The following is an 8,661-nucleotide window of genomic DNA, read 5'->3' as shown; positions in this document are numbered from 1 at the left end:
TCAGCTTCCCAAGCTGAGAGTGCGAGTTCGATTCTCGTCACCCGCTCCACACTTGAGGCCCAGGTCAGCGACCTGGGCCTTTTGCTGTGTCCGCTGATCACTCGCCGCGTGCCAGATCCGTGCCAGAAGGGTCCTCGCGCGGCTGGTCGGCCGAGGCTGCTCCTCGGGCCCGGCGCACGGTCGCGTCCAGCCCGGCGGCGACTTCCTGCTGTCGGTCGTCGTCGGAGTGCTGATAGATCAACGCGGCCTTCTCCGACGACTGCCCAGCGCGGACCATCGTGTCTTTGAGCGTGGCACCCGAACGGGTCGACAGCGTATGTCCGGTGTGACGAAGGTCGTAGAACCGGAACCCCTCCGGCAGACCGTCGACGTGCTGCCGGGCCTTGCGCCACTTCCGCCCGAAAGTGCTGCGCCGGAAGGGAGCTCCCCGCTCGCCGACAAAGATCAGGGCGTCAGGACTCGGCTCGACGTACGACTCCAGATGCCAGCGCAGCTCGCGATGGAGGAACGCGGGCAGAACCACGGTCCGCGTACCGGCCTCGGACTTGGTCTCGCCTTGGACGCGCCGCCCGTTCATGCGCTCCGGCTCTGCGGCACGCACACGGACCCGCAGGGTGTCGAGGTCGATGTCCTTGCGACGGAGGCCGGCCAGCTCTTCCGGCCGCAGCGGACCGTACGCACCGAGATAGACCATGAGCCGCCACCGCATACCCATCGCTTCGGCGAGCGCGTCCACCTGTCCCACGGTGGCAATGCGTCGCTCAGCGGCCTTCTCCTTACCGGCGCCCTTGATGCGGCAGGGGTTCCGGGTGACCAGCTCGTCATCCACCGCCGTCTCCATGACGGCCTTGAGGAGTCGGTACGCCTTGGCGGTCATCGTCTTCGCACCCGTGCTCCGCAGCCGTTCGGCCCGCCATTCGCGGACGCGCGGCGCGGTGATCTCGTCCAGGTCGAGATCAGCGAAGGCGGTGAGGTGCTTGTCCAGGAGATACCGATAGAGATCTTCTGTGAGCGGCGCGAGCTCCCGTTCCTCCACCCACTTGTCCGCGTAGGCGCGAAAGCCCACGGCCCCCGCGTCCGGGTCTCTCCACTCCCCTCGGCGGATCTCCGTCTGTTTCTCGGCGAGCCAGTCGTCGGCGTCCGCTGTCGTCTCGAAGGTGAAGGGAGCTGGGCGCATCACGCCGTCCGGCCCCGGGTACCGCGCCTGATACCGACCTGACGGCAGCCGCCTGATAGCGCCGAAGCGACGGCGCCTCCCCCTGGTGTTCGCCATCAAGCAGCCCTCCCGTAGCGAGCGCGGGGCCGCCTGATCGGCTGCACTGTGTGCGAGGTGATGAACTCCTCGACCGCGCTCTCCGGGATGCGCACGTGGCGACCGACCTTCACGTACCGGATGCGACGCTCCTCGATGAGCCGACGCGGGAAGCGGGACGTGGTGCCGAGCAGCTCGGCGACCTGATCAACGGAGAGATGGCGCTCAGCCACGGGTGGGTTCCCCTTCCGTTCCAAGGGCGGGTTCGAGCGTTTCGGCGAGCCAGGCTTCGGTGTCGGTGAGGCCGGTTCCGGCGTAGACCCAGTGGGCGAGGACGAGGGTTACGTCCTGGGCGGTCTGGTCGTCTTCGGCGGCAGCTTGCATGCGACGCCATTCGGCGCGGGCCGTGCGGAGGGCGCCGAGAGTGGTCGAGTAGCGGCGGGACTTCGTGGAGAAGTGGCCGCGGAAGCCGAGCATGTGGGCCCAGGCCCTGAGCCGGAGTTCCGCCAGGTCCTTGCGGGCGCCGAGGGTCCAGGCGGTGCGGATCATGCGGCGGGCGTGGTCGCTGATGTCGAGCTGGGCGAGTTCGGCGATGAACTTGAGGGGACGGTCCAGAGCTCCGGTGGCAGTCTCCGCGCCCTTGGTGGCGTACTTGGCGATGTACGCGGCGACGGCTCGTTCGGTCAGCTCCTGGTCACCGTCGAAGTCGGCCGAGCGGATCGTTCGTACGTCGAGTTGGCGGCCGAAGGCGAAGGCGTGCGCGCGTCCGTCGATGACCGGGCCGTCTACCCGGGCAGCGGTGGCGGCGGCTCGGATGGCGTCGGTCAGCAGCTCGGCGGTAGCCCAGGCGGGCGGCGGGGTGTAGCCGCCGTCCGGGCCGTCGATGCGGATGACCGCGTGGAAGTGGACCGCGCCGCGCTTCTGATACTCGGCGACCTTGGCGAAGGACACCCGCGCGTAGTCAGGCAAGATCCGTTGCGTGAGCCCGGCGCGCTTGGCGACTTCCCGGCGGACGTAGGTGGAGAAGCGCCGCCAGAGTGCCCCGGCATGCGCGTTCCAGAGCACGGCCGCTTCGTAGTCGTAGGTGTCGGGGTTCAGCGGGGTGCCGAGGGCGGTGTCCTCCTGGTCGTGGACGACGCCGCAGCGGCAGGGGCGGACCGTTCGGGCCCGGCCTTTGGGGCGGTTGTGGACCGGGCCGAACCCAGGGGCGGTGAAAGTGGCGAAGACGCGGGGGTGGGCGGCGACCTGTTCGGGGACGCCCTTGCCGCCGCGCAGGCCGGAGGTGATCAGGTGGAAGGTGTCGCGGCGGTAGACCTCCGCGCAGGCCGCGCACCGGGTCGTACGGCGGTTGTTGCAGCGGACGAGAAGGTGACCGGCCGGAAGGTCAGCGGAACCGAGGTGGTGGAGGACGTTGCCGATCTCGCCGGTCCGGGTGTTCACGGCGTGCTCGGTGCGGTGGCCGTCGAGGCGGATCGGGTGCGTGCAGCCGCCGAGTCCGGAGAGTTGGCGCAGGAGCGCGGGCATGGTGCCGCGTGCGGCCAGTTGTCCGAGTTCGCGCAGCGGGGGCGGGGTGGCGCGGGTGATGATGGCGGTACTCCTTCTGGCTTCGGTTAGGAGGGGCAGGGCCCCCGGGGCGGCGGATGCTTGGCGGTATCAGGGCCGCCCCGGGGGTCTGTCAGTGCTGGTCTGTCAGTGCTGGCGGGCTAGCGCCGCCGCTGGTCGCGGAGCATCGAGCGAATGACCACGGCGCACACCGCGACGGAGATGGCCGTAACGGCGACGGCGGCCAGGAGCGCGGTCAGCACGACGCCGCCGACGAGGACGGCCACGACCGCCCCGGAGGTGACGGATATCTGAGGCGTCGACCGCTGCACGGGTGCGGCTGGGGCCGCCACGGTGTGGATGTGTGCGGGCGGCGGCGTAGGGCTGTCGGGGTACTTGGGCTGGAACACGGCGAAGCTCTCCTTGCCTACTCGTCTAGTCATGTGAGCCGTTTACGACGCCCACACCGGAGCGCGTACCGGATTCGATGGCCGGGGCCATGAAGGTGTGCGAGAGAAGAAAGCCGAACAGTGCGATCACCACGACGATCCACGTGCGGACACCGAGGAACTTGATCGCTCCCCAGGCGATGAGGCCGAGGACGAGCACGAGCGGCAGGCTGACGGTCACGGAGGCGGGTCCTTTCAGCGGACGGGGCAGCGGTGGGTACGGGCGGCCAGCTCGGCGGCAGCGCGGCTGTCGTAGTCGGCGGAGAAGCCGCAACGCGGGGCCGTGCAGGCGGCGGTGTGCTTCTCGCGGCCACGGCCGTCGTACGACGTGCCGACCTGGACGGGACCTACGCGGATCACGTTGCGGAAACGGTTCTGAGGAGCCATGCGTCAGCCCTCCCGTCGGAGGCTGGAACCGGAGAAGGCGCGCAAGATACGGGCGGCCTGGTCAGGGTCGGCGGTGCGGTCAGCGGCTTCCTCAGCGAGCAGCCGGGCGAGAGTCGGGCGGCCGGTGTCGGCCATTTCGTGGGCGGCGTCGAGGTAGTCAGCGGCCGTGGTGCAGTCGGAGTGCGGCATCGGTAGAGCCTCCTTGTCAGGTGAGTTGCGCCGAGATGGCCTCGGCCATCGGAGCGGGGACGCCGAGCCGGGCGCGCAGCGTCGGAGTGTCGATGGCCGTCCCCGTACGCGTGTGGTGCTCAGCGGCGACCTTGCGGGCGTGCTCGACCAAGGCGGCCGGAACGGATACGGGGGTTGGAGGGGCCGAGGTGGGCGCCGGGTCGGCGGCCGGTGGCGGCGGGAGCTCCGGCACGGGTACGGGATCGGGCGCGTCCTCCTGGTCGTCGACGCGCTCGGGCTCTCGGGCGCCCTCCTCGGTGACGTCTTGCCGGGTCGGCGCCGAGTGAGCGAGGAGCGTTCCGCCGAGGAAGGCGACCGCAGGCCAGCCCGCGACGAGGATGCGGAGCCAGGCCGGCACATGGTCCATGTCGAGCAGACCGGCGGTGGCCACGTTCGCGCCGAGGGAGGCCGCGAGCGCGATGACGAACCAGCACCAGCCCGCGGCTTTGGCCTCACCGGTCCGCAGTCGACGCCAGGCGGCGACGAGTAGCAGGTCGACCGAGATCGGGTAGGCCCACGCCTTCCACCCGTCCTGTCCGGCCGCCGAGGCGACGTCGTGCAGGTGGGCGAAGGACAGGGCGGCGGCGATGACGGCCTGGACGAGTACCGCGTCGATACGGGCCAGTTGGGCGCGCATGCTGCGGCTCCTTCCGGATTCAGGCATGGCAGGGGTAGGGACGTGGCGCGAGACGGTCACGCCGACCGAGGTGGGGAAGTGCGGCTCAGCCGGTGACCGGTCGCGGCTGCACCACCGAGGCCGAGGACTCGACTGGCTGCACGGGCACGGCGGGCCGGAAGGGCTTCAGCGCGGGCAAGTCGGGGACCATGTCGGCCGAGGCGCGGCAGGTCTCGGCAGCGTCGGCCAGGGAGAGATACGGGGTACGGATACGGGACCAGCCGCCGGAGGTATCACCGGCGACGGCGAGACCGGGCCGTTCCGCAGGGATGGCACAGGCGGCGGCGACCGCTTCGGGGGCGATGTCGCCGAGCGCCATTTTCGCGGAGCCTTCGTCGTTCACGCGGTGGCAGACGCGGCCGGTCAACTGGGCTCGGAGCATCGTGGCGCCCTTGCCGAGCTCGGCGCCGAATCGCTGCCCGCACACCTCCAGGTAGATACCGGCCGCGCGGCCGAGTTGAGCAAGCCGGATGAGCTGGGTGACCATCTCGTCCCGCCGCTCTTCCTCCTTCTTCGTGGCGACGAGGAACAGTTCCGCCACCTCGTCGACGAACAGCACCACTGGAACGGGTCGTTCCTGCTCGGGGAGCCCCCAGATGTCGGAGGTGATCTCCTCGTCCGGCGTGCCGGGTGCGATCCTCTGGCGTGCCTTGATCAGGTCGTACCGGTCCTCCATCTCCTTGATGAGCACGGGCAGCAACTCGGCGGCCTGCTCGGGGTCGGTGGCCAGCGCCGAGAGCCGCGGGGCGAAGGGCGCCAGCTCCACACCGCGCTTGCAGTCGATGCCGACCAGGGCGACGGACTGCCGTGCGAGTCCGGCAACGAGATGCCGCTGATACATGGACTTGCCCGACAGGGTGGCGCCGAGGGTGAGCCCGTGCGGCACGACGCGGTAGTCACGCACGAAGGGCGTCGCGTCTTCCCGCAGCGCTACGGGTACTTGCAGGGACCCGCCCACCGCTTTGCGCGGCATGCGGACCTTGCGCAGTACGTCGTAGCCGACGAGTCGCAGGTCGACCACGCCGGGCTTGACCGTGGTGACGTAGACGGCGTGGACTCCCCAGGCGTGCCGCAGGCGTTCGGCCGAGGCGGCCACGTCGGCGGGTTCCTGGCCCGGTGCGAGCCGCAGGCGGAGCCGTAACCCGGTCGTGGTCGGGCGGATGACCCCGCGACGAGGCGGTACGGGTCGGACCTCCCCACGGGTGGTGGCCTTGACCGCCAAGACCCGCAGTCGGGACGGGGCCACGGTCAGGCCGCAGGCCTCCATGACCGAGCCGTACGAGCTGAGCAGGCGAGCCGTGGACATCGGCAGCCCGACCGCAGACCAGTAAGCCCCTGGGTGCTTGGCCCGGGTGTAGGCAGCCCCGCCGCCGAGTGCGGCGACAGGACCACCCACCTCCAGAAGCGTCGTCAGGTCGGTCATCAGGCCGAGGCCTCCATGGCGGCCGGGAAGGCGGCCGGAGTGACGGCGGCGCAGCGGTAGGCGATGCCGTGCCGCTGCTGGCCGTTGAACACGCTCTCCCACGGCCGGGCCACAAGACCGGGGAGCGAGACCGGCGCACCGAGCACCAGCCCGTCAGACACTCCGCTCTCCGGGATGGTCACCTTGATCAGGGACGACTCCCCCTCCTCGATGTAGACAACGCCGATCGTCATCAGGGCTTCGCCGCTGTTGACGTCCTTGGCGATCTCGCCCGTCTGCCGGTCGCGGACCTTGGGCTCGGGCGCTTCAGTCAGCAGGATCGTGGCGGCGGAGGTCTCCACACGGATGGTTCGCAAGTTTCTTTCCCATCTACTCGTCTATACAACATGCAGCCTTCGAACCCGATCTCCGGGAACGACGACCACGTTGCCACACAACTTGCCCACTCGTCTATACGAGTATGCCTGTTGGAGTGTACGAGTTCGGGAAGCGGACCCCCGCGCGCCACGGCTGTCAGGCCCTCACGTGGCCGGGAGCTGGTACGACAGGACGTAGGCATCCGCCGCCATGACGGTGTCGCAGACCTCCACGGCCCGCCCTTCGGTGTCATACGCAGTGCGGATCAGGTGGATCACGGGCACGCCGGAGGCGAGCCGGAGCGTCCGCACCTCTGACGGCGCGGGCATCCGGGCCCGGATCTCCTCCTCGAAGTGGTCGAGGTGATGCCCCAGCTCTTCGAGACGGGCGTAGATACCGCCGGGGCCGGGATTGGGCTCGGCGATCTGCGTACCGCGCGCGATGTCGAGTGGGAGGTATGAGGTGGCGAACTCGACCGGCCGGCCGTCGAGCAGGTACCGGCGCCGACGAGCGAGCACACGCCGTACGGAGCCGAGGCGGGCGGAGATGTCCTGTGTGGCCTTCTCCTCCTTGACCTCCAGGCTGTCGACCTGGGGGTGACTGCCCGCAGCGTCAGCCTCGACGATGAAGGCGGACTTGCCTTGCTCACGGTGGCGCCGGGCGAAGCGGTCGGAGGCCAGACGCCGGACGGGCGGCCGTGGTCGTACGAAAACGCCTTTCCCATGCTCGGCATGGGCGAGGCCCTCACCCGTGAGAACCGAGAAGGAGTTGCGAACGGTCATCCGGGAGACGCCGTAATGCTCGACGAGTTCGGCTTCGGAGGGCAGCTTTTCACCCTCCTTGAATCGCCCACGGTCGATGGCCTCGCGCAGATGGTCGGCGATCTGCAGGAAGACCGCACGATCGCTCGTGGGGTCGATATCGCCGAGCAGGCTCGGGAGTGACGTCACGTGTACTCCTTTAGGTATCTAGACGAGTGGGCGAGTGTTGTTGCTACGGTGGAGAGCCTAGCCATCCGAGAGGGCCGAGGACCTTGAGCACTGACCGTCCGCACTCCGTGAGCGTTGCCGGAGTCATCGTTGACGACCAGGACCGAGCCCTTCTGATCAAGCGCCGCGACAACGGCCACTGGGAGCCCCCGGGCGGCGTCCTCGAACGTGAGGAAACCATCCCCGAGGCCCTGCAACGCGAAGTCCTCGAAGAAACCGGCATCAAGATCGCACTTCCTGCGACCCTCACCGGCATCTACAAGAACATGACGGGCTTGATCGTCTCCATGGTCTTCCGCTGCGAGGCCGCCGACGGCACGCCCACCACCGGCGACGAGACCCGAGCTCTGCGCTGGGCCACCCGCGATGAAGTCACAGAACTCGCCGACGAGGCTTACGCGATCCGCGTCCTGGACGCACTCGACGCGGCTTCCCCACCGGCGATCCGCGCCCACGACGGCGTGAAACTCGTCTAGCTCGAACCCGCTGCACATGGCGGCCTACCAGCACGAAGGAACTTGTATGCACGAGTATACGAGCACTATCCGAGTCTGGGGCCTCACTTGCCCAGGTTTCCCAGAAGAGGTCAGCCGGGCCCGACGCTGGACGCGGGACATCCTGCGGGGATCGCCGCTGGCAGAGGACGCCGAACTGATCGTGAGCGAGCTGAGCGCGAACGCGATCCTGCATACGGCTAGTGGTCGCCGGTCGGGCAGCTTCTCGCTGGCCGTCGAGGTATCACCGCAGATGGTCGCCCTATCGGTGACGGACGACGGGGGCACGAGAACCGCGCCGAAGGTCGAGCACCAGGGCGAGGAGGCGGAACACGGCCGGGGCCTGGGCATGGTCAGCGCGATCGCACACCGGGTCGTCGTCCACGACAGCGACAAGGGCCACACGGTCACCGCGGAGCTCTTCACCAATGCCGGCCGAGGAGTCCAACCGTGCGGATGAGAGGGCCTCGACGCGGCTACTGGTGCGAGTGCTGGACGGAGACCACCACGGGCCATCAGGGCGGGCCGCAGCTACGAGCATCGTTCGACGCCTACTCGGCACCGCAGGCCGATAGGTGGGTAGCGATCGCACTCCGCACCATCTCACCGGCACTCGACGCCGAGGCTTCAGACGAAGCCTGGGGATGGCTGTACGCGGGACGGACCCAAACCCGCAGAGCGCTCCTGGCCATGGCGCCGTGCACGGTCTCTGTGACGCATGCCGACACCCGAATCACCTGGACGATACGACCGGTTGTTTTCCTGCCTCTCGCCCATCGCCAGGCGGCGGAAATCCCAGCATGCGCCCACGACTTCAAGCCCCAGCAGACGGACTGAGTTACAACTTTCTCTACTGGTTCAAGG

At 69.0% G+C, this 8,661-nt stretch carries 14 protein-coding genes; 3 read left to right on the top strand and 11 right to left on the bottom strand.

The features are described 5' to 3' along the window. Positions 1–97 precede the first annotated feature (97 nt). From IE226_RS43090 to IE226_RS43040, 11 genes are all read right to left on the bottom strand, one after another. Positions 98–1,273: a tyrosine-type recombinase/integrase gene (locus IE226_RS43090; RefSeq protein WP_190087001.1), complete on the bottom strand. Its 1,176-nt coding sequence runs from the start codon at positions 1,271–1,273 to the stop codon at positions 98–100. Next, positions 1,273–1,485 (bottom strand): excisionase family DNA-binding protein, encoded by a 213-nt coding sequence (locus tag IE226_RS43085; RefSeq protein ID WP_190087000.1) that lies wholly within the window; start codon positions 1,483–1,485, stop codon positions 1,273–1,275. Before IE226_RS43085 ends, IE226_RS43090 begins: the two co-directional genes overlap by 1 nt. Next, positions 1,478–2,776 carry a replication initiator gene (locus tag IE226_RS43080; protein ID WP_190086999.1) on the bottom strand — a complete coding sequence of 433 codons (1,299 nt, stop codon included), beginning with the start codon at positions 2,774–2,776 and terminating at the stop codon, positions 1,478–1,480. The genes IE226_RS43085 and IE226_RS43080 overlap by 8 nt, the downstream gene beginning before the upstream one ends. Before the next feature lie 179 nt (positions 2,777–2,955). Next, a complete protein-coding gene (locus tag IE226_RS43075; RefSeq protein ID WP_190087002.1) occupies positions 2,956–3,204 on the bottom strand; it encodes a SpdD protein in 249 nt (82 codons plus the stop codon). Positions 3,205–3,229: 25 nt separating this feature from the next. Further along, positions 3,230–3,424, bottom strand: coding sequence for a hypothetical protein (locus IE226_RS43070; RefSeq protein WP_190086998.1), 195 nt, complete (start codon positions 3,422–3,424; stop codon positions 3,230–3,232). A 14-nt stretch (positions 3,425–3,438) separates the two neighbouring features. Beyond that, a complete protein-coding gene (locus IE226_RS43065) occupies positions 3,439–3,630 on the bottom strand; it encodes a mobile element transfer protein (RefSeq protein ID WP_190086997.1) in 192 nt (63 codons plus the stop codon). Positions 3,631–3,633: 3 nt separating this feature from the next. After that, positions 3,634–3,819, bottom strand: coding sequence for a hypothetical protein (locus tag IE226_RS43060; protein ID WP_190086996.1), 186 nt, complete (start codon positions 3,817–3,819; stop codon positions 3,634–3,636). A gap of 16 nt (positions 3,820–3,835) precedes the next feature. Beyond that, the gene (locus IE226_RS43055; RefSeq protein ID WP_190086995.1) at positions 3,836–4,495 is read right to left on the bottom strand and encodes a DUF2637 domain-containing protein; all 660 of its coding nucleotides are present in this window, start codon (positions 4,493–4,495) and stop codon (positions 3,836–3,838) included. A gap of 85 nt (positions 4,496–4,580) precedes the next feature. Further along, complete coding sequence (locus tag IE226_RS43050) at positions 4,581–5,957, bottom strand: FtsK/SpoIIIE domain-containing protein (protein ID WP_190086994.1); 1,377 nt, start codon at positions 5,955–5,957, stop codon at positions 4,581–4,583. Continuing rightward, complete coding sequence (locus IE226_RS43045) at positions 5,957–6,313, bottom strand: SCO3933 family regulatory protein (protein ID WP_190086993.1); 357 nt, start codon at positions 6,311–6,313, stop codon at positions 5,957–5,959. Before IE226_RS43045 ends, IE226_RS43050 begins: the two co-directional genes overlap by 1 nt. A 165-nt stretch (positions 6,314–6,478) precedes the next feature. Continuing rightward, positions 6,479–7,264 carry a GntR family transcriptional regulator gene (locus IE226_RS43040; RefSeq protein WP_190086992.1) on the bottom strand — a complete coding sequence of 262 codons (786 nt, stop codon included), beginning with the start codon at positions 7,262–7,264 and terminating at the stop codon, positions 6,479–6,481. 107 nt (positions 7,265–7,371) lie between these two features. On the opposite strand from IE226_RS43040, the gene IE226_RS43035 reads away from it, so the two are divergent. Genes IE226_RS43035 through IE226_RS44735 form a run of 3 tightly spaced genes read left to right on the top strand, consistent with a single transcriptional unit; the run spans position 7,372 to position 8,634 of the window. Further along, the gene (locus tag IE226_RS43035; RefSeq protein ID WP_190086991.1) at positions 7,372–7,779 is read left to right on the top strand and encodes an NUDIX hydrolase; all 408 of its coding nucleotides are present in this window, start codon (positions 7,372–7,374) and stop codon (positions 7,777–7,779) included. Between the two features lie 46 nt (positions 7,780–7,825). Further along, positions 7,826–8,257, top strand: a complete 432-nt coding sequence (locus IE226_RS43030) for an ATP-binding protein (protein ID WP_190086990.1) — start codon at positions 7,826–7,828, stop codon at positions 8,255–8,257. Further along, entirely contained in the window at positions 8,254–8,634 is a 381-nt protein-coding gene (locus IE226_RS44735) for a hypothetical protein (protein WP_229871969.1), read from the top strand. The genes IE226_RS43030 and IE226_RS44735 overlap by 4 nt, the downstream gene beginning before the upstream one ends. Positions 8,635–8,661 lie beyond the last annotated feature (27 nt).

Origin of the sequence: Streptomyces longisporoflavus (assembly GCF_014649775.1) — a bacterium.
Taxonomy (GTDB): Bacteria; Actinomycetota; Actinomycetes; order Streptomycetales; family Streptomycetaceae; genus Streptomyces; species Streptomyces longisporoflavus.
The sequence above is the reverse complement of the archived record's forward strand: the minus strand, read 5'-3'. Positions and strand labels throughout refer to the sequence as shown.

What these genes read in the sequence shown, in the direction of transcription:
- IE226_RS43050 (WP_190086994.1), bottom strand. Translation starts at nt 5,957, where the DNA reads ATGACCGACCTGACGACGCTTCTGGAGGTGGGTGGTCCTGTCGCCGCA.
- IE226_RS43080 (WP_190086999.1), bottom strand. Translation starts at nt 2,776, where the DNA reads ATGCCCGCGCTCCTGCGCCAACTCTCCGGACTCGGCGGCTGCACGCAC.
- IE226_RS43065 (WP_190086997.1), bottom strand. Translation starts at nt 3,630, where the DNA reads ATGGCTCCTCAGAACCGTTTCCGCAACGTGATCCGCGTAGGTCCCGTC.
- IE226_RS43060 (WP_190086996.1), bottom strand. Translation starts at nt 3,819, where the DNA reads ATGCCGCACTCCGACTGCACCACGGCCGCTGACTACCTCGACGCCGCC.
- IE226_RS43030 (WP_190086990.1), top strand. Translation starts at nt 7,826, where the DNA reads ATGCACGAGTATACGAGCACTATCCGAGTCTGGGGCCTCACTTGCCCA.
- IE226_RS44735 (WP_229871969.1), top strand. Translation starts at nt 8,254, where the DNA reads ATGAGAGGGCCTCGACGCGGCTACTGGTGCGAGTGCTGGACGGAGACC.
- IE226_RS43090 (WP_190087001.1), bottom strand. Translation starts at nt 1,273, where the DNA reads ATGGCGAACACCAGGGGGAGGCGCCGTCGCTTCGGCGCTATCAGGCGG.
- IE226_RS43055 (WP_190086995.1), bottom strand. Translation starts at nt 4,495, where the DNA reads ATGCGCGCCCAACTGGCCCGTATCGACGCGGTACTCGTCCAGGCCGTC.